The 23,791-nt window shown below is 44.6% G+C and carries 29 protein-coding genes; 20 read left to right on the top strand and 9 right to left on the bottom strand.

Going from position 1 to position 23,791, the window contains the following annotated elements; all coding sequences use genetic code 11:
• Nucleotides 1-51 precede the first annotated feature (51 nt).
• From moaC to A3IE_RS0107690, 3 genes are all read right to left on the bottom strand, one after another.
• A complete protein-coding gene (gene moaC / locus A3IE_RS0107680) occupies nucleotides 52-531 on the bottom strand; it encodes a cyclic pyranopterin monophosphate synthase MoaC (protein ID WP_020395023.1) in 480 nt (159 codons plus the stop codon).
• Between the two features lie 62 nt (nucleotides 532-593).
• Nucleotides 594-2,108 carry a S41 family peptidase gene (locus A3IE_RS0107685; RefSeq protein ID WP_020395024.1) on the bottom strand — a complete coding sequence of 505 codons (1,515 nt, stop codon included), beginning with the start codon at nucleotides 2,106-2,108 and terminating at the stop codon, nucleotides 594-596.
• 100 nt (nucleotides 2,109-2,208) lie between these two features.
• A complete protein-coding gene (locus A3IE_RS0107690; protein WP_245539185.1) occupies nucleotides 2,209-3,498 on the bottom strand; it encodes a murein hydrolase activator EnvC family protein in 1,290 nt (429 codons plus the stop codon).
• Nucleotides 3,499-3,722: 224 nt separating this feature from the next.
• Between A3IE_RS0107690 and A3IE_RS0107695 the strand changes: the two genes are divergently transcribed.
• The 7 genes from A3IE_RS0107695 (at nucleotide 3,723) to gshB (ending at nucleotide 7,833) form a co-directional block, all read left to right on the top strand.
• Entirely contained in the window at nucleotides 3,723-4,073 is a 351-nt protein-coding gene (locus A3IE_RS0107695; protein ID WP_020395026.1) for an ArsR/SmtB family transcription factor, read from the top strand.
• Nucleotides 4,074-4,210: 137 nt separating this feature from the next.
• Nucleotides 4,211-4,636 (top strand): rhodanese-like domain-containing protein, encoded by a 426-nt coding sequence (locus A3IE_RS23265; RefSeq protein WP_020395027.1) that lies wholly within the window; start codon nucleotides 4,211-4,213, stop codon nucleotides 4,634-4,636.
• 2 nt (nucleotides 4,637-4,638) lie between these two features.
• Entirely contained in the window at nucleotides 4,639-4,926 is a 288-nt protein-coding gene (gene grxC / locus A3IE_RS0107705; protein WP_026154835.1) for a glutaredoxin 3, read from the top strand.
• Nucleotides 4,923-5,348, top strand: coding sequence for a thioredoxin TrxC (gene trxC / locus A3IE_RS0107710; protein ID WP_020395029.1), 426 nt, complete (start codon nucleotides 4,923-4,925; stop codon nucleotides 5,346-5,348). The genes grxC and trxC overlap by 4 nt, the downstream gene beginning before the upstream one ends.
• Before the next feature lie 32 nt (nucleotides 5,349-5,380).
• Nucleotides 5,381-5,851 (top strand): protein-export chaperone SecB, encoded by a 471-nt coding sequence (gene secB / locus A3IE_RS0107715; RefSeq protein ID WP_026154836.1) that lies wholly within the window; start codon nucleotides 5,381-5,383, stop codon nucleotides 5,849-5,851.
• Nucleotides 5,851-6,858, top strand: coding sequence for an NAD(P)H-dependent glycerol-3-phosphate dehydrogenase (locus tag A3IE_RS0107720; RefSeq protein ID WP_020395031.1), 1,008 nt, complete (start codon nucleotides 5,851-5,853; stop codon nucleotides 6,856-6,858). The genes secB and A3IE_RS0107720 overlap by 1 nt, the downstream gene beginning before the upstream one ends.
• Before the next feature lie 15 nt (nucleotides 6,859-6,873).
• Nucleotides 6,874-7,833, top strand: a complete 960-nt coding sequence (gshB, locus tag A3IE_RS0107725; protein ID WP_020395032.1) for a glutathione synthase — start codon at nucleotides 6,874-6,876, stop codon at nucleotides 7,831-7,833.
• On the opposite strand, the gene A3IE_RS0107730 is transcribed toward gshB, so the two are convergent.
• Complete coding sequence (locus A3IE_RS0107730) at nucleotides 7,830-8,069, bottom strand: HP1242/YdcH family protein (RefSeq protein ID WP_020395033.1); 240 nt, start codon at nucleotides 8,067-8,069, stop codon at nucleotides 7,830-7,832. The genes gshB and A3IE_RS0107730 overlap by 4 nt on opposite strands.
• Before the next feature lie 146 nt (nucleotides 8,070-8,215).
• On the opposite strand from A3IE_RS0107730, the gene A3IE_RS0107735 reads away from it, so the two are divergent.
• The 3 genes from A3IE_RS0107735 (at nucleotide 8,216) to A3IE_RS23165 (ending at nucleotide 10,786) form a co-directional block, all read left to right on the top strand.
• Nucleotides 8,216-8,632, top strand: a complete 417-nt coding sequence (locus A3IE_RS0107735; RefSeq protein ID WP_020395034.1) for an OsmC family protein — start codon at nucleotides 8,216-8,218, stop codon at nucleotides 8,630-8,632.
• Nucleotides 8,633-8,778: 146 nt separating this feature from the next.
• A complete protein-coding gene (gene speD / locus A3IE_RS0107740; protein ID WP_020395035.1) occupies nucleotides 8,779-9,591 on the top strand; it encodes an adenosylmethionine decarboxylase in 813 nt (270 codons plus the stop codon).
• A gap of 202 nt (nucleotides 9,592-9,793) precedes the next feature.
• Entirely contained in the window at nucleotides 9,794-10,786 is a 993-nt protein-coding gene (locus tag A3IE_RS23165) for a C40 family peptidase (RefSeq protein WP_020395036.1), read from the top strand.
• Between the two features lie 66 nt (nucleotides 10,787-10,852).
• Here the strand turns inward: A3IE_RS23165 and A3IE_RS0107750 are convergent, their stop codons facing one another.
• On the bottom strand, nucleotides 10,853-11,107 hold the full coding sequence (locus A3IE_RS0107750; RefSeq protein WP_020395037.1) for a hypothetical protein: 255 nt from the start codon (nucleotides 11,105-11,107) through the stop codon (nucleotides 10,853-10,855).
• 202 nt (nucleotides 11,108-11,309) lie between these two features.
• Here A3IE_RS0107750 and A3IE_RS0107755 point away from each other — a divergent pair, with 202 nt between their 5' ends.
• The 9 genes from A3IE_RS0107755 to A3IE_RS20195 all read left to right on the top strand — a co-directional run bounded on the left by A3IE_RS0107755 (nucleotide 11,310) and on the right by A3IE_RS20195 (nucleotide 18,584).
• The gene (locus A3IE_RS0107755; protein WP_020395038.1) at nucleotides 11,310-12,080 is read left to right on the top strand and encodes a DUF3050 domain-containing protein; all 771 of its coding nucleotides are present in this window, start codon (nucleotides 11,310-11,312) and stop codon (nucleotides 12,078-12,080) included.
• Between the two features lie 79 nt (nucleotides 12,081-12,159).
• Complete coding sequence (locus A3IE_RS0107760; protein ID WP_020395039.1) at nucleotides 12,160-12,651, top strand: DUF5362 family protein; 492 nt, start codon at nucleotides 12,160-12,162, stop codon at nucleotides 12,649-12,651.
• Nucleotides 12,652-12,811: 160 nt separating this feature from the next.
• A complete protein-coding gene (gene gspE / locus A3IE_RS0107765; RefSeq protein WP_020395040.1) occupies nucleotides 12,812-14,530 on the top strand; it encodes a type II secretion system ATPase GspE in 1,719 nt (572 codons plus the stop codon).
• Nucleotides 14,517-15,743, top strand: a complete 1,227-nt coding sequence (locus A3IE_RS0107770; protein WP_020395041.1) for a type II secretion system F family protein — start codon at nucleotides 14,517-14,519, stop codon at nucleotides 15,741-15,743. Before gspE ends, A3IE_RS0107770 begins: the two co-directional genes overlap by 14 nt.
• Nucleotides 15,744-15,792: 49 nt before the next feature.
• Entirely contained in the window at nucleotides 15,793-16,239 is a 447-nt protein-coding gene (gene gspG / locus A3IE_RS0107775; protein WP_020395042.1) for a type II secretion system major pseudopilin GspG, read from the top strand.
• A 13-nt stretch (nucleotides 16,240-16,252) separates the two neighbouring features.
• The gene (locus A3IE_RS0107780) at nucleotides 16,253-16,681 is read left to right on the top strand and encodes a GspH/FimT family pseudopilin (RefSeq protein WP_020395043.1); all 429 of its coding nucleotides are present in this window, start codon (nucleotides 16,253-16,255) and stop codon (nucleotides 16,679-16,681) included.
• Entirely contained in the window at nucleotides 16,659-17,075 is a 417-nt protein-coding gene (locus A3IE_RS0107785; RefSeq protein WP_020395044.1) for a type IV pilus modification PilV family protein, read from the top strand. Before A3IE_RS0107780 ends, A3IE_RS0107785 begins: the two co-directional genes overlap by 23 nt.
• Nucleotides 17,072-17,701, top strand: coding sequence for a prepilin-type N-terminal cleavage/methylation domain-containing protein (locus tag A3IE_RS0107790; protein WP_020395045.1), 630 nt, complete (start codon nucleotides 17,072-17,074; stop codon nucleotides 17,699-17,701). Before A3IE_RS0107785 ends, A3IE_RS0107790 begins: the two co-directional genes overlap by 4 nt.
• Nucleotides 17,688-18,584, top strand: coding sequence for a type II secretion system minor pseudopilin (locus A3IE_RS20195; RefSeq protein ID WP_020395046.1), 897 nt, complete (start codon nucleotides 17,688-17,690; stop codon nucleotides 18,582-18,584). The genes A3IE_RS0107790 and A3IE_RS20195 overlap by 14 nt, the downstream gene beginning before the upstream one ends.
• On the opposite strand, the gene A3IE_RS0107800 is transcribed toward A3IE_RS20195, so the two are convergent.
• The 4 genes from A3IE_RS0107800 to A3IE_RS20205 form a co-directional block, all read right to left on the bottom strand.
• Nucleotides 18,532-19,455 (bottom strand): LysR substrate-binding domain-containing protein, encoded by a 924-nt coding sequence (locus tag A3IE_RS0107800; protein ID WP_020395047.1) that lies wholly within the window; start codon nucleotides 19,453-19,455, stop codon nucleotides 18,532-18,534. The two genes, A3IE_RS20195 and A3IE_RS0107800, sit on opposite strands and share 53 nt — an antisense overlap.
• Entirely contained in the window at nucleotides 19,436-21,472 is a 2,037-nt protein-coding gene (locus A3IE_RS20200; RefSeq protein WP_020395048.1) for a 3-hydroxyacyl-CoA dehydrogenase NAD-binding domain-containing protein, read from the bottom strand. The genes A3IE_RS0107800 and A3IE_RS20200 overlap by 20 nt, the downstream gene beginning before the upstream one ends.
• 68 nt (nucleotides 21,473-21,540) lie before the next feature.
• Nucleotides 21,541-22,416: a YiiX/YebB-like N1pC/P60 family cysteine hydrolase gene (locus A3IE_RS0107810; RefSeq protein ID WP_020395049.1), complete on the bottom strand. Its 876-nt coding sequence runs from the start codon at nucleotides 22,414-22,416 to the stop codon at nucleotides 21,541-21,543.
• Between the two features lie 243 nt (nucleotides 22,417-22,659).
• Nucleotides 22,660-22,971, bottom strand: a complete 312-nt coding sequence (locus A3IE_RS20205) for a putative signal transducing protein (protein WP_020395050.1) — start codon at nucleotides 22,969-22,971, stop codon at nucleotides 22,660-22,662.
• A 101-nt stretch (nucleotides 22,972-23,072) separates the two neighbouring features.
• Here A3IE_RS20205 and A3IE_RS0107820 point away from each other — a divergent pair, with 101 nt between their 5' ends.
• Nucleotides 23,073-23,711, top strand: a complete 639-nt coding sequence (locus A3IE_RS0107820) for a LysE family translocator (protein WP_020395051.1) — start codon at nucleotides 23,073-23,075, stop codon at nucleotides 23,709-23,711.
• The last annotated feature ends 80 nt before the right edge of the window (nucleotides 23,712-23,791 follow it).

Genomic DNA, 23,791 nt, shown 5'->3' on the forward strand with positions numbered 1-23,791 from the left:
TGATGAATTGATTTTATAATTTAATAGATTAAATTTATTGCCTGAAAAATACTATGACGTTTGCCAAACGCCAGATTTTCCACCAGCTTTATAAAGAAGGCGAACCTGTGTAATGTTCATGCCGCGATCAACGGCTTTACACATATCATAAATGGTTAGTAGGCCGATTTGTACAGCCGTTAATGCTTCCATTTCTACGCCAGTTTGACCACTGGTTTCTACTGTGGCGCGACACATTACACCATACCAATCCGCTTGAATGGGCTCTAGCTCAATGTCAACTCGCGTTAGCGCAAGCGGGTGGCATAAAGGGATTAGCTCAGCAGTTTTTTTCGAAGCCATGATGGCAGCGATACGCGCAATGCCTAATACATCACCTTTGCGATGCTTACCTTGTAGAATGGTTTCGAGGGTGGATGGCAGCATTTCTATCTGACCTTGGGCGATAGCTGTCCGATGTGTAAACGCTTTATTACCAACGTCGACCATGTGAGCAAGACCTTGCTCATTGAAATGTGTAAGACCAGACATGGTTGTCAATATTTCCAAATAAAGGGGCTAGCTCATCCTAGATCAGCTAGCCCTACGAACAATTACATACTTTGCCCAGATTCTTGCTTAGCAGCAGGTTCTGGAGCGGGCTTAGTACGATTAGTTGCTAAAGCCATACCTTTGAGAATATTCAGGGCCTCAAACAACTGATAATCTTCTTCGGCTAAGGTTTTAGGTTTTTGATCCTTGGGCTTAGCCTCTTTCGATGGCATTAGTGATTGATCCAAAGCAGGCTCAGTCACCCCATTAGATTGTGGCGAAGCTTCTGGTTTTGCTTCTTCAGGCGTCGTTTCAGGTTTAACTTCTTCTGTTTTGGTATCCGCAGGTGCTTCGGCTGGTTTTTCAGTAGGTTTGGCTGTTGGGTTACTTAAGTGGCGGCCAAAATCAGCTTCAGATAAGGGCTGTAAGTCATCTGCATTCGCGGTATCTTCACTGACTTTTAATGGCTTAATTTCGATATCGGGTACAATACCTTCCGCCTGAATCGAACGGCCCGATGGTGTGAAATAACGTGCTGTGGTTAATTTCAACGCCGTGGTTTCATCTAAAGGCAGAACGGTTTGTACTGAACCTTTACCAAAGGTTTTTTGGCCTACGATTAAAGCGCGATGATGATCTTGTAATGCACCGGATACGATCTCGGACGCTGAGGCTGAGCCTTGATTCACTAAGACAACTAAGGGTGCGCCATCTAGCTCATCGCCGTCGCGTGCTGTGTATTCCATCTTCGCATCTTCAACACGGCCTTCGGTATAAACAATTTTGCCATCATTTAAGAACGCATCCGAAACACCGACCGCACCGGTCAGCACACCACCTGGATTATTACGCAAATCAAGCACTAAACCGCGCAGACTGCCTTTGTTCTCGAGCTTTAGCTTTTCAACGGCTGCGAGCAAATCATCGGTGGTTTTGGATTGGAAGCTTGAGATGCGGACATAAGCATAACCCGGATCAAGCATCTTGGTTTTAACACTTTGAACTTTAATAATGTCACGGGTAATCGTTACTTTAAAAGGTTTATCCTTACCTTCGCGCACAATTAACAGATCAATATTCGAACCCGGCTTACCGCGCATGAGCTTCACAGCTTCGTTGAGTGACATGCCTTTAACCGGTTTTTCATCCAAACGAATAATTAAATCACCTGCTTCTAAGCCTGCTTTTTTGGCTGGGGTGTCATCAATAGGCGAGATAACTTTAACAAAGCCATCTTCCATTCCGACTTCAATCCCTAAACCACCAAATTCGCCAGTAGTACCCACTTGCAGTTCTTTGAAGCTTTCTTCGTCTAAATAATCAGAGTGTGGATCAAGACCAGAAACCATGCCGCGAATCGCATTGTTAATCAGCTCTTTGCTATCAGGCGTTTCCACATAGTCTTTTTTAATACGTGTGTAGACTTCAGAAAATTTTTGTAATTGTTCAACCGGAATATCAGTGACTTCATCTGCAACAGTTTGCTTAAAGGCAAACACATTAAGACTAACACTCGCTGCGGCACCTAGCACAGTCCCAGCTAAAATGCCCAAAGTAAGGCGGTGTTTTGAGTGCATTAATTTCTTCTCCAGGCCAGATTGCCATTTTTTTAACTATATAAGCGCACAAGTGTTTAACTTAGAAACACATCCCTTTAAATCTGCCCAGTTTAGCAGCTTAGCGTAGCCAACGTGCAGGATTTTGCGTCGCTTTTTTATAACGGATTTCGAAGTATAATGCATCTTGGCTTTGACCGCTGGAATTGCCTACGGAAGCAATCACTTCATTAGCTTTTACATAGTCACCAACGCGTTTATAGACCGCACGATTATAACCATACAAACTCATGTGATTTGAGTCGTGCTCAATAATAATTAATTGGCCATAACCATCCATCCATCCGGCATAAAGTACTTTTCCTGCAGCAACAGCTTGTACTTTTGAACCACCGGGAGCCGCAATCACAAGTCCACGCCAAACCTGTTTTTCATTGCGTCTTGCGCCATAATTGTAGAGCACCCGTCCTTTCACAGGGGCTGAAAGTTTACCTCTTAGATTTGCAAAGCGTCCTGTCGGGGTTTCAGAGGGCTGTAAATAACGGCCACGTGCAATGCTACGTTGATTCCGTGCAACTACTAAAGGATCATCAGCCGATGGTACTTCTTCAGTGCTAGTGGGAACATCGGTAACACTAGGTGTTTCATTCGTCGTGGCTAAACTATTAGTAGCCAAGGTATCTACCGTGGTATCTAAAGCAGCTTCTTCGCGGCGTAATTTATCGAGTTGGGTTTGGCGTGTTTTAATATCGCGATTCATCGAGTTGAGAGCGACTTCACGGGCTTGTAGATTTTGTTGTAATTCTTTCTTTTGTTGTTCGAGAGCTGTTTGTAGGCTACGAAATTCAAGTTGATCCTGTTCAATAGACTCGGTTAAGCGGGTGAGCTTTAAGAGTGTTTTGTCCACATCCTGAATTTTTTCACTGCGATATTTATTAAGATGCTCAAAGTAATGTAGGGTGCGGCTAAGATCGGCAGGATTATCTTGTTTAAGTAATAAACGTAAGTGCGATTGTTCACCGGCGGTGTACATTGCTTGCAATTGCTGGGCTAAAGCCGAACGTTGTTTCGCCAACTCTTGTTCTAAATCATCGCGTTGTTTTTTAGCATCCGCTAGTTTTTTTACCGATGCCTCAAGCTGGTTTTCGGTCGCATTTTGTTTTTTGTCTATCTCGCCCACGCGCTTTTCTAAACGTGTTACTTCACTATTAATCGCCTCGGATTGTTTTTGCTGATCCGCAAGCTGATCAGATAAACGTGTGATCTCATTGTTTAGGCGTTGCTGATCTTGGGTTTCTGCGTTTACACTGTGGGAGGCAAACGCAGAATAGGTCATCGTCAAACTAACCAAGCTGACATTAATCAAATGGCGTGTAGCAGTAGAAAGGTGTTTCATTAGCGTTGGATTCATGAGCTTTAAACTTCACATGATAGACTAAGTCAAACCCCAAGCGTGCGCATTAATCGATTGATAAATGATGGTTAAGTCTTAGTGCCCCTGACTTAGCTAGCCTGCGCAGGCTGGGTATTTTCGTATATTATTTTATTTATGTATGCTAATATAGGCGCATCTCACCTTAGAATTGTGATGAATAATTACATAATACAAGCCACTTTGTTCAGTAAAGGTATTCTATGCAACAAGAATCCAACGAAATGACCATGGGTAATACCTGCGACATTACCCATTCTATGCTGGCGAAAGAAGAGGATATTGATCGCGCTTCTCGCTCGCTAAAAGCTATTTCTCACCCCTTACGCCTGAAAATTCTTTGCGTATTAGGCGACCAAGAAGTCAATGTACAAGACATCGTGGATAGCGTTGGTACTTCGCAAAGTAATATTTCTCAGCATTTGGCCATTTTGCGTGATAAAGGCATCCTGACCTCGCGCAAAGATGCTAATCGTGTATTTTATCGCGTCGGCGACTATCGCACATTGCGTTTGATTAGCATGATGCAGGAAGTTTTCTGTCCTGCACATTAATGTTCTTAGGTTTAAACAAGATTAGATCGAAGTTTGTTCAATAAGATTAATTTTTCCGCAGAATACAGTGTGCAAAGGGGTTTACGCTTTGCACACATCTGTATATCTTTAGCTCCCATTGTCGGAGACTACTAAACGTGAATGAATACTTGGAGTTTGCCCAAAATCATACTTTTCTGGTATTGGGCTTTGTAGCTGTATTGGGGATGATTATCTGGACAGAATATTCGCGTTTTACGCAAAAATTCAAGAACCTAGATACAAATCAAGCCGTGCAACTGATGAATAATGAACAATCGGTGATTGTAGACGTACGTGAAGATAACGAGGTGAAGGAAGGCAAGATTCAAGGTGCAAAGCATCTGCCTTTATCGCAATTTTCAAAACGCTTAGTAGAGCTTGAGAAAAGCAAAGCTAAACCTATATTGGTTTATTGTCGTTCAGGCAATCGCTCTGCGCAGGCTTGCTCACAATTGGTCAAGCAAGGCTTTGAAAACGTAAATAATTTGTCGGGTGGTTTTATTGCGTGGGAGTCGGCCAACCTACCGGTTGTCAAGCGTTAATGATGAGCACAGATACATCAGACTCTGTCGATGTGGTAGTTTATGCAACGCGGTTTTGTCCGTATTGTATGCGCGCTCGTTCTTTATTAACGCGTAAAGGTGTAGCCTTTCGAGAAATTCTGGTGGGTAGTGCGGATGGTGTGTCTTGGTCAGAATTATCTCAGCTCAGTGGGCGAGATACAGTGCCACAAATTTATATTGGAACACATCATGTAGGTGGCTACGACGACATGGCGGCGCTTGAACGTGCTGGTGAGCTAGATCAACTACTGAGGACAGGTGTGATATGAATATTGTTTGTCCACATTGCCAAAAAATAAATCGTGTTCCTGACGATAAATTATATGCAACACCCAGCTGTGGTGCATGTCGTGAGCCTTTATTTCCAGATAAGCCACCTGAATTCGATTTTAATGCTTTACAGCGGCATATTCAGAAAAGTGAAGTTCCCCTCCTTGTTGATTTTTGGGCGCCTTGGTGTGGTCCTTGTCGTGCGATGGCGCCGTCTTTTGCCGAGGCGACAGCACGTTTAGCCCCTTATGCACGTTTGGCAAAACTTAATACCGAAGACCATCAACAGGCGGGTATGATTTATAATATTCGCAGTATTCCCACCATGGTGCTATTCATGGGTGGGCAAGAAGCGGCGCGGGTGAGTGGGGCGATGAATACCGCTCAAATAGAAAGCTGGGTAAAACAACATCTGGCCTAATTTTTATATAACAAATCAGGAGAATGGCCGTCATGGCGGATCAAGCTGACACTAATACACAGCCAGAATCACAATTTATTATCCAACGCATCTATTTAAAAGATGTGTCTTTCGAGGCGCCCAATTCTCCCGCCGTTTTTACGGAAGAGTGGACACCGGATACCAAGTTGGATTTAAGTACCAATGTCAACGTCTTGCAAAATAATAATTACGAAGTGGAGTTAGCCCTAACCATTACGGTAAAAAGTAATGAGAATTTGGCTTTCTTGGTTGAGGTTAAACAAGCAGGTGTATTTTTTATTAATGGTTATTCACAAGAGCAATTAAGCCACTTATTAGCTGCTTATTGTCCAAATACCTTATTTCCTTATGCGCGTGAAGTGATTGCTGGCTTAGTATCGAAGGGTAGTTTTCCGGAAATGCATCTTTCGCCCATCAATTTTGATGCTCTATATGCTAAGCGCTTACAAGAGCAAGCTAGTCGTAATACGGCTACTGCTTAGTGTCTGAGAGTATTCGTTCGATTGCCGTTTATGGCGCTGGCTCATGGGGCACAGCGCTAGCGCTACAATTGGCGCACAATCAATTAGATGTAACCTTATGGGATATTAATCCCGAGCATTTAGATAACCTAGCGGCTAGGCGTGAAAATCAGCGTTATCTGCCCAACATTCCTTTGCCCGCTAATCTTTCTTTTCAAGCTAAGCTTGCGCTAGTAGCAGGCCAGCATGATGCACATTTAATAGTTGTGCCAAGCCATGGATTTCGTACTTTACTCCAGCAACTGAAACCACATTTCAAAGGTGGCGATAAATTATTCTGGGCGACCAAAGGCTTGGAATTAGACAGTGGTAAATTACTGCATGAGGTGTTGTTAGAGGAAATCCCTGAGCATCGAGACTATGGCTTAGTATCGGGGCCAACGTTTGCTAGTGAGGTAGCACAGGGCTTCCCAACCGCAATGACCGCCGCAGCTACTTCACAAGTGCTCGCACAACAAGTCGCACAAGCCTTTCATGGTCAACCTTATCGGGTGTATACCAGCGATGATATTGTTGGAGTGGAGCTGGGTGGTGCGATTAAAAATGTGCTAGCGATTGGCGCGGGTATTTCGGATGGCTTGGGCTTTGGTGCGAATGCACGTGCCGCTATTATTACCCGTGGTTTAGCTGAAATGATGCGCTTGGGGCAGGGCATGGGGGCACGCTCGGAAACGTTTATGGGCTTGGCAGGCTTGGGGGATTTGGTGCTGACATGTACGGATAACCAATCGCGTAATCGGCGTTTAGGCTTAGCGTTGGGTAAGGGTGATAGGCTCGAAAAGGCGATGAGCGATATCGGTCAAGCCGTTGAGGGTGTAAAGACAGCGCAAGCGGTTGCCTTATTATCGAAGCGTATGGGCGTTGAAATGCCAATTTGCCATCAGGTTTATCGTATTTTGTATGAGCAATTGCCACCCCGACAAGCCGTACAAGAGTTGATTGGTCGTGATCTCAAGTCCGAATTTTAGTGTAAGGAGTACGAAATGACCCTTCAGCTTGGTGTTGTAATGGATCCGATTGAGCGGATCAATATTAAAAAAGACAGCACTTTTGCCATGATGTTGGAAGCGCAACGGCGCGGTTGGTCTTTGTTTTATATGCTCCAACAGGATTTATATGCTGATAATGGCGCGGTACATGCTCGCATGCATCCGGTGAAGGTTGAGGATAATCCGCAGCAATGGTATCGCTTAGCTGAGCCAGTCACACGTCCATTGGTTGAGCTAGATGGCGTTTTGATGCGCAAAGATCCGCCCTTTGATATGGAATATATCTATAGCACCTATTTGCTGGAATTAGCGCAACGTCAAGGTTTATTAGTGGTCAATCGCCCTGATAGTGTACGCAGTGCGAATGAAAAGCTTTTCACGGCGTGGTTTCCTGAATTTACCCCCGAAACACGGGTGACGCGTGATATGCAGCGTATCCGAGAGTTTTTGGCAATCCATAAACATATTGTTGTCAAGCCTTTGGATGGCATGGGCGGCTCAATGATTTTTCAGGTGCACGGAACTGATCCGAATCGCAATGTTATTTTGGAAACTATTACGAATAACGGACAGCGCACTGTCATGGCACAACGTTTCCTACCCGAGTTTAAGCAAGGTGATAAGCGTATTTTAGTGATCGATGGAGTAGCCTTCCCCTATGGGCTGGCACGTATTCCGGCTGAAGGGGAGAGTCGTGGTAATCTAGCCGCTGGAGCAACCGGTGTCGGTAAGCCACTGACTGAGCGTGAACAGCAAATTTGTGCCGCCATTGGGCCTGTTTTAAAAGAGATGGGTTTATTATTTGTGGGTTTGGATGTGATTGGTGACTATGTGACGGAAATTAATGTCACTAGCCCGACCTGTATTCGTGAGTTGGATCAGCAATATGGGGCAAATATTGCAGGACTACTGATGGATGCCATTGCCCAGCGAGTAGCCCTGCCGCGCCATTAATGGCGATTGATAATTGCTAATAACTCGTCTTTTAAATGAAGGCGCTGTTTTTTGAGTGTTTCAACATACGCATCTTCAGGGGTTTCAATGCCTTGTTCAATACGGTGGATATGGTGTTCGACCTCATTATATTGCTCAAATAAGTGTGCAAAATGATGGTCGTTAATTTTTAGCTCGTGAATACGTTCACGATGCTCTGGAAATTCATGGACTAAATCGTGTGATTCACCAAACATCATTGACTCCCCAAACCTAAAGTTTCTACAGACAGTTTGATGGTAACAAGCGTTATTAGTAGGGGCAAATCTGTTAGTTGATTAAAATCAAGAGGCAAGTAACTCGTTAACCCTTTAATGTATTAGTCATATTGACAAGGTAAATTATGAAAGCACGCGTAAAATGGCTGGATCATATGAGTTTCGTGGGCGAGTCTGGTAGTGGACATTCTGTTGTGATGGATGGCGCGCCAGAAGCAGGTGGTCGAAATCTGGGCATTCGTCCGATGGAAATGCTCTTGATTGGTTTAGGTGGTTGTGCTTCCTTTGACGTGGTGATGATTCTACAAAAATCACGCCAAGCTATTAGTGATTGTGAGGTATCGATTGAGGCAGAGCGTGCTGCTGAAGATCCCAAAGTATTCACCAAAATCCACCTTCATTTTATTGTAAAAGGTAAAGGTTTGGCGGATTCTAAGGTGGAACGCGCGATTAAATTATCAGCGGATAAATATTGCTCAGCTTCCATGATGTTAGGTAAAACTGCTGAAATTACTCATGATTTTGTGGTCATCAACGAGTAGGTGAGTTTTGTTGACTTGTCCAAATGCCGAATAATCTTGATTCGTAGCGCAGAGTTCTGCATAGTGCGCATCTTTCTAGATGCTGGGCTGGTTTTTTTGGCTAGCTTAAGTATTTGGAATAATGGTTTTAATGAGGGTAGTGAACGTTGATCGACCGCCATAAAAAGCAAATTCGTCTGCATGGTTTTAATAATTTAACCAAGACCTTGAGCTTTAATATTTACGATATTTGTTATGCAAGCCAACCTGAGCATCGTGAAGAATATTTGGCTTATATCGATGAAGAGTATAACGCGGATCGTTTAACCAATATCCTGACGGATGTAGCAGACATTATTGGTGCTAATATCCTGAATGTAGCGCGGCAAGATTATGACCCTCAAGGGGCTAGCGTCACTATTTTAGTGTCAGAAGAGCCTGTGTTGACGGAAGAGCAGTTAAACACCAGTGCTAGACCAGGTCCATTACCAGCAGATGTAGTAACTCATCTTGATAAAAGCCATCTTACGGTGCACACCTATCCAGAAAGTCATCCTGATAATGGTATCAGTACTTTCCGTGCCGATATTGATGTATCTACCTGTGGACGCATTTCGCCTTTGAAGGCGTTGAACTATCTTATCCATTGTTTTGATTCAGATATTGTGACGCTAGACTATCGTGTACGTGGTTTTACGCGTGATGTGAAAGGCAAAAAACACTTTATTGATCATAACATTACCTCTATACAAGACTTTATTGCGCCTGATACCAAGCGCATTTACTCTATGATCGATGTGAATGTCTATCAGGAGTATATTTTTCATACAAAAATGCTGCTGAAGCAATTTGAAATTGACAACTATCTGTTTGGTATGGGTAAATCTGATTACACAGAAAATGAGTTAATCCAGATTGAGAAACGTTTGCGCAAGGAAATGTCTGAGATATTTTACGGGCGTAATACCGGTGGATTATGACTTGATTCTGATTAAATGATTAAAAAAATAATAATTCTGGGACTGATCATGCACATTGTAACAATTCTGACGAAACTCGTGGAAATGGACTTGAGTTTTTGTTAGTTTCCGTAAGTGGATAGACTATCGAAATGCGCATGTATCGGGATGACACATGGGACTAGGGGAAGGGACTCCTAGGTCATTTGTATCTGAGGGCATCATGAACGTAACTATAACGCCGTTTTTTTTGAAAACTACAACACTTTGTTCTCTGGCTTTATTGGCTTCGCTATTAGGAGGATGTGCAGCCAATAACACCGAATCTTCATCGGAAGCACCCAAAAAAACGGCCTTAGCCACTAATGCTTCACCTAAATACGTTGTACAACGTGCTTCCATTCGTACTCCTTCTTCTGATCGTTTTAGGGCTGTGCGTCCTTCTCATGCTTATACCCCTAGCTATATTCCGAGCCGCCCTTCTAGCCAACCGGTTTTCAGAAAAGCGAGTGTAAGACGTGCGCTGACTAATTCTGCCGCTACTCAACCCGCTACACCGATTAAGCCAGCCTTGAGCCGCGAATATTACCAGCAACGTTTTGAGGCTGAACAGCGACGTAAGGAATTAGCGGCTGAGCAAGCGCGTATTGCTAAAATAGAGCAAGCCAAACAAAGACGTATGATGCAGCTAGCCAATGCTGAGCGGGAGCGCTTAGCGGAGTTAGCGATCAATCAGCGTCGTGCAGCACAAGCCTCTGTCAACAAACAAAGAGTCGTTAAGAAAAAGCGCGAAACGCTGCAGCTAGCTGAACGTAAAGTTGAAAATGTTATTCAAACGGCGGCGAGTAATATTGGTTCGATGTATGTATGGGGTGGCTCTAGCCCACGAACAGGTTTTGATTGCAGTGGTTTGGTGCAACACTCATTGAAGCAAGGTGCGAATGTACAAGTGCCACGTACCGCAGCGCAACAGTATGCGGCCTCAGTAAAAGTTAGCAGCAGCCAAGCAACCCGTGGAGATTTAGTATTTTTCCGTACACGCGGTAATCGCGTTAGCCATGTTGGCATCTACTTGGGTAATAATAAATTTATCCATGCGCCACGTTCTGGCAAGGCGATTACAACCAGTACCATTGAAGGTTATTGGCAAGATCGTTTAATTGGCTTTGGCCGTATTCCGGGGGCGTGCCGTTTCCCTATTAAAGGCCTTGGCTAATAGACTACGCTACTTAATTTAAAAGAGGCCGCATCTGCGGCCTTTTTTTATGAGAAGTTGATGGAATTATTGGGCGGAGGGACTGGTTTCGGCTGGTTTTTCACCCGCTGCTGGATCGGTGGCTTTCAGAGGTGAGCTAGGGGCGATAGTGCCTGTGCTGCTGGTTGAGCTTTCTGTTGCTTTGACGTCAGCCGCTGAGTTCACACTACTTTCTAACGCAGGCTTCGGCTCAGCGCTGGTCATTTCCATGGGCGGACGTGTAATCATAAAAGCAAAAACTCCAGCAGCAGCAATGGTGTATATAGTTCCAGCAAAACTCATAAAATTTACTCCCTTAATGACGGCCTAGCCGCAAACTAACGCGTTTGTCGCAGCTTCCTAGCCGTATATTACTCTAAGCGATGGTCTTGAGAACCACTTTTGTCAAGTCAATGCCATTCTCAATAGAAAGAGATATAGACGCTAGCTAGGGATCATGTCCCAATAAAGTCTTAATTCTCAATAACCCGTGTCGAAATTTTTTATGACAAGTTCAAAGCCTATTAACCAAGCTGTGATTAGTCGTTTCCAATCGCGTTTGGAACAGCATCCCATTTACCAAGCGGTACAAACTTTAGATGATTTGCGTTGTTTTATGGAACACCATGTGTATTCAGTATGGGATTTCATGTCATTGATTAAAGAACTGCAAGGTTTATTAGCGCCTGCTAAGGCACCTTGGCTACCCGTGGGGGATGGTGCTGTTAGACGTTTTATTAATGAGCTGGTATTAGAAGAAGAATCGGATGCGACTAATCAAGAGGGTGAGTTTTCTAGTCATTTAGAATTGTATATACGTGCCATGCATGAGGTCGGTGCGAATCCTGAACCCTTCTTAGGCTTTCTTGAAGCGGTTCAATACCAAGGCATTGATCAAGCCTTGGCTTTGCCGAGCGTGCCAGCGCCATCACGCCAATTTACGCAACAAACGTTCGCGTTTATTCAATCTAATCAAGCGCATCAAGTAGCCGCAGCCTTAGCATTAGGTCGTGAGCATATTATTCCTGCCATGTTTCGCGCAATTTTACAAAAAACAGGCGTTTCACCTGAACAAGCGCCTACTTTCCATTTCTATTTAAATCGCCATATTCATTTAGATGAAGATTTTCATGCGCCCTTGTCATTACGTTTATTAAATAATCTCTGTGCCGATGATGATCTTAAATATCAACAAGCTATCACGGCAGCACAAGTTGCGATAAAAGCACGCTTAAATTTATGGGATGGTATTTTAAAAGCCTTACATAAAAAATGATGATGTTTGACTGACTTTTTTTAAGGGATTTGGGCTATGCTTGAAATTTATTTGAATCCGTTAATCAAAGGGAAAAAGAATGGCTGTCGAAAATGCATATGCTCCACCAAGTTCAATGGTACGTGACGTGAGTGGAGGTACAGGGGTAGTGTCAGATCGTATTTTGGCGGCATTGCGTAAAACGCGCCCTTGGGTTTTATTATTTGCCGTTTTAGGTTTTATCGGCACTGCTTTCAGTGTGCTTGGGGCGGTAGGGATGTTGGCTGGCGGTAGTATGTTAGGCACTCAAAGTGAACTGGGCGGCATGTCAGGCGCTATGGGAGGAATGATCGGCTTTGGGATTATGATGCTTCTAATGGCATTAATTTATTTTTTCGTTTCGTTATATCTATTGCGCTATGCAGGCGCTATTAAGCGTGCTGTTACGGGTTTAAATGTGGCTGATGTAGAGGCTGCTTTAGAAGCACAAGCCAGTTTTTGGAAGTTAGCAGGCATTATGACTTTAGTTGGTGTTGTCTTGTATCTCGTGATGGTCATTGGGTTAGCGGTGATGGGACCCACTATGCCATAAGTGTTAAGGCTGATGTTTATTCGAAGACATCAGCCTTTCATCTTTGAAATTTGCATTTAATGCTACTATTCTTAAAATCCTTGTAGTTCCCCTAAGATACATAAACGCAAAATACAGCGCTTTGCTGTTGTTGAGCCACAATTATTATAAAGAAAACGCTATGCTGGCTGCTGCTGCGACACCTCCCGATCAACGTTTTGGTGAACGTCTCGTTCAATTAGGCAAACTTAAACCGGCCGATTTAGAACGTGCCTTGCGCGCCCAGCATGAAATCCATCAACCCCTTGGTAGCGTCTTAGTACGCCTTGGTTTATTGACCGAGCAAGAAGTGGCAGTAGTCTTATCACGCCATCTTCGTTTGCCGTTGGCCACGACCCGTGATTACCCTGAACACGCCTTGGAGCAGGTGGGTATTTCGCTAAATTATATGCGGACAGCGGCCGTGGTGCCGTTACGGGTAGAAGGTGATCAATTAGTGCTGGCAATGGCTGATCCCAGTGATCGTTTTGCGCTACAGGCTTTGGAATTGGCAGCCGGGAAAAGGATTAAAGCCTTATTGGGTTTGCCCTCTGAAATTCGCACTCAAATCGAACGTTTATATAGCAATACCCAAACCAAAGTGGAGGAAGATGAGTTTGAGATTGCTAATACTGATCACGATACGGATGATATTGAGCATTTAAAAGATATGGCGAGCGAAGCGCCCGTGATTCGAATTGTGAATCATATTATGACCCAAGCCATGTCACGGCGTGCCTCTGATATTCATGTTGAGCCTTTCGAGAATCTGCTGAAAGTTCGTTATCGGATTGACGGGGTGATTCATGAAGTGGAATCCCCTCCCGCCGCAATGACCGCCGCGATTTTGTCGCGTATTAAACTGATGGCACGTTTAAATATTGCTGAGCGTCGTTTGCCACAAGACGGGCGCATTCAATTAAAAGCACAAGGCAAAGAGATTGATATGCGTGTTTCTACGGTGCCAACGATGCACGGTGAAAGTGTAGTAATGCGTTTATTGGACAAAAATAGCGTCAAACTCGATTTGAATAGTTTAGGGTTTTCGCCAGAAAACTATGAGCGTTTGCAGCGTGAATTGGCACAGCCCCATGGTATTATACTCGTGACAGGGCCTACCGGCTCTGGGAAAACTACAACACTTTATGCGGCGCTTACGCAACTCAATACGGCTGAAAACAAAATTCTTACCGTCGAAGATCCAGTGGAGTACGAGCTAGAAGGCATTAATCAGATTCAAGCTAATCCTAAAATTGGTTTGAATTTTGCTGATGCCCTACGCTCTATTGTACGTCAAGACCCCGATATTATTATGATCGGTGAAATGCGCGATGTGGAAACGGCGCGCATTGCGATCCAATCGGCACTCACCGGCCACTTGGTTTTATCCACTATCCACACCAATGATGCAGCAGGCGGTGTTACGCGTTTGATGGATATGGGGATTGAGGATTATCTGATTACCTCAACGGTCAATTGCATTCTCGCCCAACGCTTAGTGCGTCGTTTATGCCCACAATGTCGCGAGTCTTATCCTGTACTGCCTGAGCTTGAAGCGGAATTGGGGTTGCGCCAGTATCAAACGGAAGGCGATTTGCGTTTGTGGCAGGCAAAAGGCTGTTCGGCCTGTGGTTTTACTGGTTATAAAGGGCGTAGTGCTATTCATGAAGTACTGGTGATGAATGATGCGCTACGTCGCCTTATTTTAAAGCACGAAGACGCAGGCGTGATCCAAGAGCAAGCACGACGGAATGGAATGCGTACTTTATACGAAGATGGTTTATTTAAGGCGTTAAAAGGTGTGACCACCCTCGATGAGGTGTTACGCGTGGCTGAGGGGTCACCGAATGCCAGCGTTTGAGTATAAGGCGATTAGTGCTGCGGGTGAGGCTAAACAAGGTTCGCTAGAGGCCAGTAATGAGGCGCAAGTACTGGAGCTATTGCATCAGCAAGGTTTAATGCCGATTCGTGTAAGTGCACAAGTTCAGCCAGCCGCTGTTGTTGCTACACCCATGGCGCGTAGCAGTTGGTTTGCTACGAAAAAAGTCAACCAAGATGAGATTGTGGCCTTTACCCAGCAATTATCCTCTATGTTGAAAGCCGGTTTGCCACTAGATCGCTCCTTGGGTATTCAATTAGAAATTGTATCTAGCCCAGCCTTAGCCAATTTAATTCGTGATTTACAAACCCGTGTGCGTAGCGGTGTTCATTTTGCTGATGCCCTCGAAACCACAGGGCAATTTAATCGTTTTTACGTGAATATGGTGCGAGCAGGGGAGGCGAGCGGTTCGATTGGTGATGCCTTAGCACGCTTGGTCGATTATTTGCTGAGAGCCAAAGAATTACGTGGAACCGTCATTTCAGCATTGATTTATCCGACGATTTTATTGGTCGTAGCCTTATCATCGATTTTTGCTTTATTGTTTTTTGTCGTGCCGCAATTCTCACAAATGTTTAGTGATATGGGAGCCGAACTGCCAACGGTCACTAAGCTTGTGGTGGGGTTAGGGCAAATACTACAACAGTATTGGTGGGTGGTATTGGGCGTGGCTTTGGGTTTAGTTTTATTGGTACGTTTTTTATTCACTCATGAGCAAGCCCGTTTATGGTTAGATCGTTCGATCTTACACTGGCCTCTGATCGGTGCTTTGGTGGGCAAAGTAGAAATGGCGCGTTTTTCACGCAGCCTTGGTACGTTGTTACATAATGGTGTGCCGTTATTAGGGTCGTTGCATATTGTAAAAAATACGATGGGTAATCGCATTATGGCGCGCTCGGTCGCTGAGGCCGCCGAAAGCTTAAAGCAAGGCGAAACCCTCACGCGCACCTTATTGAGCAAGAAAGTTTTTCCGGCTTATGCCTTGCACATGATGCGAGTGGGGGAGGAAACGGGACGGATGGAAGAGTTATTAAATGACATTGCGGTCATTTATGATGATGAGGTGAAAACTTCCATAAAACGTCTCTTAGCCTTATTAGAGCCGCTGCTGATTTTAGTGATGGCCATGGCGATTTTAGTGATTGTGTTCGCGATTTTGTTGCCGATGATTAATATGACGAATTTAGTTCACTGATACATAGCCAAATCCTTAATCATAAAAATAAACTTGGAGTTTGATTGATATGTTCACTGTTTATAGCCAGCCTACTGTGGCTTCACAGCGTGGTTTTAGCTTAATGGAATTAATGATTGTGCTCGTGATTCTTGGCTTGATTGCAGGGATTGTTGCCCCACAGGCTATGAAAACCTTGGGTAAAGGGAAAAGCCAGTCAGCAAAGGTTCAAATCGAAAATATTAGCGCCGCTTTGGAGATGTATCGCCTTGAAGTAGGGCGTTATCCGACGACAGCGGAAGGATTAAAGGCGTTGGTAGCAGCGCCTTCAGGGGCTCGCGGTTGGAATGGTCCCTATTTGAAAAAAGGATTGCCTATCGATCCTTGGAATAATGAATATCAATATAAAAGTTCAGGAGCGAGTGCCGATGAGCCTTATGATGTCGTGTCTTTAGGGGCTGATGCAGCGGTTGGTGGGGAAGGTGAAAATGCTGATATTTCAGTTTGGAAGAAATAATCCGTATTAAACTATGCAAAAACTACAGGGCTTTAGTTTATTAGAAGTAATTGTGGTACTGGCGATTGTGGGATTAATGATGGGGGTTGTGGCCGCTAACTTAAACGAAGGCCCCGTATTGCGGAATGCGGCGCAAGAGCTGGCTACTAGCTTGCGCCACGCACGTAGCGTCGCGATTTTACGTCAACGGGAAACGGTTTGGGCGATGGACACGAGCGCGAAATTATATTGGCTAGAGGGGCATCCGCAAAAGCATCAGTTGTCTGATGGGGTTAGCCCTAAAATTAATACCGCCACACGCGAAGTCATTTCTACACAGCAAGCTAATATTCGTTTTTATCCAGATGGCAGTTCTACCGGCGGTTCAGTCGAGCTGACGGTTAAAGGTGAAACCTATCGCATCAATGTGGAGTGGATCAGTGGGCGGGTTAGTACGCGCTAGGTCTTACTCCTCGGGTTTTACCTTACTCGAAATCTTAGTCGCCTTCGTATTAATGGCGCTTGTGATTGGTAGCCTAATTCAATTATTTAGTGGCGCCATGCAAAGCGCAGCGCTGAGCGAAGAATATAGTGCTGCGATTCAAGTAGCTGAATCCCAACTCCAAACTCTCGGCAAAGAAATTCCTATACAACAAGGCAAGCTGAGTGGCCAAGTGACAGGAACACGCTATCAGTGGTTCGTGGACATGGTGCCGTTGAAGTTATTAAAAAATCCTGAAGCCTCCTCCTTATCGCTTCAAGCCTTTCAAGTCACGGTGCAGGTACGCTGGGATAGCGCAGGGAAAACCCGCGCGTTTCAACTGAACTCTATGCGTTTTGGGGAAGAAAAACCATGAGTCGGCCTAAGCAACAAGGTTTTACTTTGTTGGAAATGATGATTGCTTTGTCACTGTTAGCGACTTTATTTGTGGCGCTTTTTTCTAGTTTTTATAATTTAAGCCGTGCATGGGAAGCAGTGGATCGGCGTATTTTAGCAACTAGCGATCAACGTTTAGTAAGTGAGTTTTTGCGCAATCAACTCAGCCAAGCCATGGTGGTACGTTTACAAACGAAAGAGGGCTATCGTTTTGCGTTTGATGGTGCAAAAGATTATGTGCGTTATGCTGCCCCGCTTCAGCCTTTGCAACAACAAGGCGGTATTTACCTTATTGAATTGAAAGTGGTTAAAAGCCGTGAAGAACAAAGCTTAGAAATGCGTTATGCGCCTTATCGTCCCGATCAGAGTTGGGAAGATGCGCTTAGTCAAGTTGAAGCGGTGCCGGTTTATCAAGGTCTGGCTGAGCTGCGTTTTTCCTATTATGCAGCAGCTAGTAGCGAAGAAGAGCCGACTTGGGAAGATGAGTGGCTAGATAAGCCTGTTTATCCTTTGTTATTTAAAGCCAGCATCCAAGGCAAGGATAAGCAAGTGTGGCCGGAACTGATCGTCGATTTGCCACAAGTAGATGCTTATGTTGGTGGTTAAGCAGCGTGGTGTCGCCCTCATTATGGTGCTATGGATGATTGTGGTCATGCTGAGCCTAGCCGTGACGCTAAGTTATACAGTCAAAACAGAAAGCAATATGATGAGCTATGCCCGTGAAACCGCACAAGCACGAGCCATCGCTGAGGCTGCCGCGCATTATACGGTGTTGCAACTTTCACTTCCGCCGGATCAGCGTGAATTAAAACTTGGCGGTGATCAAGTTTTGCTATGGCCTTATCAGGACTTTCAAACCGAAATTCGTGTGGTGGGCGAGAATGGTTTAATCAATCTCAATACAGCGCCACGTGATTTGATTCAAAGAGGCTTAAAGTTTGCTAAGTTATCGGATGCCGATAGTGAAGTATTGCTCGATCAAATCGAGGATTTTCGTGATGCAGATCCATTAAAGCGTGTTAATGGCGCTGAAGATGAGGATTATGAGCGGGCAGGGCGTACTGCTGGTGCGAAAGATGCGCCATTTGAGACCATTGAAGAATTGCAGCAAGTATTAGCGATGACGCCCGATGTCTATAATACGCTGGTAGATTATTTTTCAGTTTACTCCAATGGATCAGTAATAAATCCTATGTTAGCACCGCGCCATGTTTTAATGCTACTAGCGGATGGCGATTCGGCGGCAGTCGATGCTTATTTGCAGGAGCGCTTGGATGCTAAAGGCGGGTGGATAAAACCTTCGTTTACGAGTGATTTAATGGACTCGAGCGAATCCTCAAGCTATCGATTGCAATTGACGGTGAAAGCAAATAATAGTGATGTAGTTTATCGTGAGCAACGCGCTATTCGTTTATTGTCGGGACGCAATCCGCCGTTTATGACTTATTATCGTCATCAACTGGCGGCGTCAGCCAAGCGTTTTGAATAGCCTTGCCTAATTGTTGGAATTCCTGTTCACGCGCACTTCCGCGCCGCCAAGCTAAGCCAATTTCACGAAAGCTACGTTCAGCAAGCGGCCATAACTTAACCTCAGTCCCCGCTAATAAAGGCGAGCCTACGACCATTTCAGGCAAATAAGAAATCCCTAAATCGGCATCCAGCATTTGCACTAACGTTAATAAGCTACTCGCTTCAAAACGACTAATTTTCTCGACATCCTGTAAATGACAAGCCGATAAAGTATGATCTCGTAAACAATGACCATCTTCTAGTAATAGAATGCTTTCAGGCTTTAAATCATCAAAAGTATAATGAGTAGGGTTAATGTGTTCCGAAGGTTCGCGGCAGGCTAGGTAAAAAGGGTCTTCAAAAAGCGTTAAAACTTCGACATTGCGTAGATTATAAGGTAGCGCTAAAAGCATTAAATCCAGTTCGCCTGCCATCAATTTATCATAAATACGCTGAGTAATATCTTCAGTAAGAAATATTTTTAAGCGCGGAAAAGACTCACGTAATTTAGGCAGAATTTTTGGCAATAAAAAAGGAGCGACGGTAGGAATGACGCCAATGCGTAATTCGCCAGTTAAGGGTTGTTGATTACTACGTGCTAATTCAACTAAGGATTCTAAATCACGCAGGCACCGGCGCGCTTCAACCGCTAATTGACGGCCAATATGGGTCACGGTAACATTTTTATTTGTTCTATCGACTAACTGAACTTCTAAAGTGGATTCTAATTCGCGAATGGCTGTACTAAAAGCCGACTGTGATACAAAACAAGCTTCCGCTGCTTTACCAAAATGCTCATACGTTTCTAGCGCAATAAAATAGCGTAATTGTTTAACGGTGGGGAGATTCAAGGGCGCTCTCCTTCAACAGGGAATCTTTACGTAACGTTAGGGCGTAATGCAAGGGGCCACCGCGAAATGGTGCAAAGCCAGTGCCACAAACAACAGCCACATCCAATAAGTCTTGGTCTTCAACAATACCTTGCTCCAAGCATAAAGCCGCCTCCTCAAGCATTTGATTAATCAGCTTATCCTGTAAAGCAGAAACATTGCCATCCCAAGCCTCGCGTTCAGGTTTCATCATTTTGCCATAACGGTAACGGTAAAAACCTGTGCCCGATTTTTGGCCTAATTTCCCACTATTCGCCATCGTGATGACTAATTCTGGTAATTTCACTTGGTAGGTCTTGGCTAATAATTCACCGAGCTGTCTGCAATAGTCTAAGCCATATAAATCAGCGAGTTGCAAAGGTCCCATTGGCATACCGAAGTCAATACCTGCCTTATCTATCACAGTATGCGGTACATGTTGTTGATATAAGCGAATTCCTTGGAGGATATAAGCAAAAAGAATGCGATTAATCAGGTAACCCGCTGTACTTTGAACGGGCAAAGCGAGCTTATTGATTTGTTTGACAAAAGTGCTGGCCTTATTAATTGCCTCTTGATCAGTAAGCTGTGGCTGATAGACCACCTCCACCAAGGATAAACGCTCAATCGGATTAAGAAAATGTAATCCCACCAAACGCTTAGGCTTTAATAGCACCGCAGCCAGTTTATCGAAGGGAAGTATCGACGTTGTAGTAGCAAGCAGTGCTTGAGGTCGTGCTTGCTCTTCAATCCACGCTAAAACTTCTTGTTTAGCGGCTAATTTATCTGGCAAAGCCTCAATAACAGCATCCGCTGTCGCAATCTTTGTACCTTTTGGATCAGCTTTTAGTTGAGCCAAGAAATTGGGGATTTTCTCAGTATTGAGTTCATTTTTCTGCAAAAAATCATGTACATAACTGATTGCCTGAGTAAGGGCAGTTTCAGTCGTGTCTTGCAGACTAACGCGGCATCCTTGGCTTAAGCACCAAGCGGCAATGGCACGTCCCATCATACCTGCACCAATGATATGCACGTGACCGACGTTGAAATCACTGTGACGACTAAAGGTTTTGAGGCGGCTTTTTAGGAATTGCAGGCGGATTAAATTGTGAGACTGCTCACTAAAAACCAGCTCATGAACCGATTTAGCTTCTGCTTCATACATCGCCTTATAATCACGCCCCTTACTAGACCATAACTGAAGTAGGGCATAGGGTGCTGGATAATGCTCCGGCTTCATGTTTTGTTCGATAAGCCTTTTACGCCACTTCGCAACTAACCAAGGTCGCACTAAAATATTATCGAGTAATAAGGAAAAAGGTGCGGCTGATACACGGCGCGGGCGTTTGAGTAAATAGTGCGTGGCACTGGCTTTTAATTGAGAGGCTGGACAAATCGCATCCACCAAGCCTTTCTGTAGCGCCGCTTGGGCGCTGACTTGATAGCCCTTTAGCATCATATCCATAGCAGCACTAGCCCCCATGTGCTCCATGATACGCACTGTACCTCCAAAACCAAGATGAAAGCCTGAGGCAATTTCAGGACAACCAAAAATCGTTTTAGGACTATCGCTAGCAATACGGTAAGTAGTAAGAAGCGCTAACTCGATGCCTGAACCTAAGCAAGCGCCATCAATCAAGCTCACCGAAGGGATGGGTAGTTGAGCAAGGCAAGCAAAAATATCACGTGCTTGTTGTGCAAGGCGGCTAAATTCAAGCTGGTCTTTGATCAGCTCGAAAAAACGCAAATCAACGCCTGCCAAAAAACTATCTGGCTTGCTGGAGAAAATAACAAAGCCTAGTGGCTTGTTTTGCTTTAAATGCTGGCAGATCTGTTCAAGTTCCAACATCATCGCCTGATGTAGAACATTCACTTTGGACTGGTGCACTGCTAAGCCTAGCCAAGCAATCCCTCGCTCATCGTACTGTAGCGTCCAATGTTTTAACGAAACCAGCCCTGTAGAACTAGAGGTCGCTGCCAATAGTTGATGAACCCCCATTAAACCTGTAGCCTCTTGATCTATTTTTCAGAACGATATTACAACAAAAGGCTATTGGGTGTTAGTGTCTAGCTAAAAAATACGGCAGTAAAACGTTTACGCATCGGTGCTGGCAAAAATGTTCTGGCCGGAACCACTTGTGCGACTTCGACATCTTCCTCCGTTTGCCAAGGTAAGGAGCGATACACGGGCTGCTCACTAAAATTCCAAGCGGGGTATTTGATAACCTCAAAATAAGGTGAAAAGTCAAAGTCGCTCGGGATCACCAATCTAAAATTACGTTCAGCAAAACTAAGAGGCTTATCCGTTTTAGAGCGGATCACGGGCAAAATCGGATAGCGCACTTGCTGGAAACAGCGTGCAATCATGCTGGAGCAAATAATATGCGTGGGCTTGCCTGCATTATGCTGAAACAAAGAAGAGCGCCAGCGTCTAGGTAAAATGCCATAAGGGAATAAAAAGCGTGCTAAATCTAATAGCTGTTTCACATCATAATCTAGGCCAAGGTGATCAATCGCAGCATTTACCACATGCTCGCTATCGCGCCAATCGAGTCCAGAGGGGCGGCAGATACGCAAATGTTCTTGGCGATAATGGCTGATAGGATTAACAATGGTGCCTTGGCCTAGCAACGATTCAACGACTAAGCGCTCATTAGGGTCGCCATGGTAATGCGCTTGTAATTTTTCGCGGGCGATGGGATCACGAATATCAGCAATACGCCCAATATAAATGGCGGCATGCGTCCATGGTGAAAGCGTTACCATTTGAATGACTTTGCTGACGCGTGCTTTACCTGCAAATAAAATCACATCACCAGGACGTACCGTATGCTCTAGGAAATCAAAATTGCAATAGGCGCTGCTGTCGGGTTCATTAGGGGGAATAGCATTCAGCCAATTAATGCCTTTTTGCCATAGCCAATCGCGTGTTTTTCTTAACATAATCCGCTCTCCTACCTCTCCCTCCCGTTGGTCGCGTTGGGAAGCTAAGAGGCTCGCATGATCTAAAGAGGGCGAAGATGCGGAGCGCTCTTGGCAACTCCAGCGATTAAAACGGGATTTTGGTTATCTACGTTTTTAAATCGTTTTTTAAATACTATGTTTGTTACATTAGATGAGTTTTTATGGAAAAAGGTTGCATTTCTTGACAAATGGAAGGGTTAGTCTACCTAATTGATAAAGGGATTAAATCGGGCGATTCGCGCCGCAATTCCAGCATTGAACGAACTGTGCTTCGATCGTTTCGGTGCATTGGGTGCACGCCCATTGAGCACCTTGCGCTAGACTACCATTGAAACTAATGGCTAATAGTTCCGAGGCTTTGGCGTGATCATGAGGTGCTACAGCAATAGGCACACCCATGGATAGGTTTAAGTGTGGGCGTTCAGAGCTGTAGCCATAAACCACACATGGAATATGGTTCGCTTCCAAAATACCGCGTGCGATTTCAGCTTCGGCAAGACTGTTAAAGGTAGCCACTCTAACTGAATTGGTCATAACAGCATTTCCTTTAGGATGGGAACTGGCTTCTCAAGATTATAGTAAGGCTGAAAGCGTTTCTATTAAAATACCGCACTAGCCTTTAGTGAGTTGTCGGGATGTCATTTATTTTAGCAGGTTTAATGTTGGGGTTTTATGCGGGGTTCGTACCAGGACCAACCCTCACCTTAGTCTTATCAGAAACCTTGCGCCATGGCACACGAGCTGGTTTTCAAATAGCATTGAGTCCTTTGATTACCGATATTCCCATTGTTGTAGTAGCGCTCTTGTTAGTTGGGCAACTGAGTAAAATGGATTTTGCCTTAGGCCTTATTTCGCTATTGGGCGCGGGTGTTTTGCTGTGGATGGGCTATGAGACCTTGCGCACAGAGGCTTTAGATTTGACCAAACCAGCAAAAGCAGGGGCGTCGCTTAAAAAGGGCATGATAGCGAATTGGTTAAATCCACACCCTTATTTGTTTTGGCTGCCAGTGGGAGCGCCTTTAGTCTATCGCGCTGCACACTATTCTTGGTGGGCGGCGCTCGGCTTTTTAGTCGCCTTTTATACCTTATTAGTGGGTTCGAAAATGGTTCTTGCCCTGATCACGGGGCGTTTCCGCCATTTTTTAAGCAGTTCACTTTATCTTTACATGATCCGTAGCTTGGGTGTGCTGCTATGGCTGTTTGCGGTTTTAATGGCGTGGGAGGGTTGGTATTTGCTGGAGCTAAATGGTCAGCTCTACTTCAGCAGCCTCTAGTTAAAATATCGCTATTTTAAAAAATATCGATAAAAATTAGTGTGTATCAGTTACACTAGGCACTCCCAGTGAGAGCAGGA

Origin of the sequence: Thiolinea disciformis DSM 14473 (genome assembly GCF_000371925.1) — a bacterium.
GTDB classification, from domain to species: domain Bacteria; phylum Pseudomonadota; class Gammaproteobacteria; order Thiotrichales; family Thiotrichaceae; genus Thiolinea; species Thiolinea disciformis.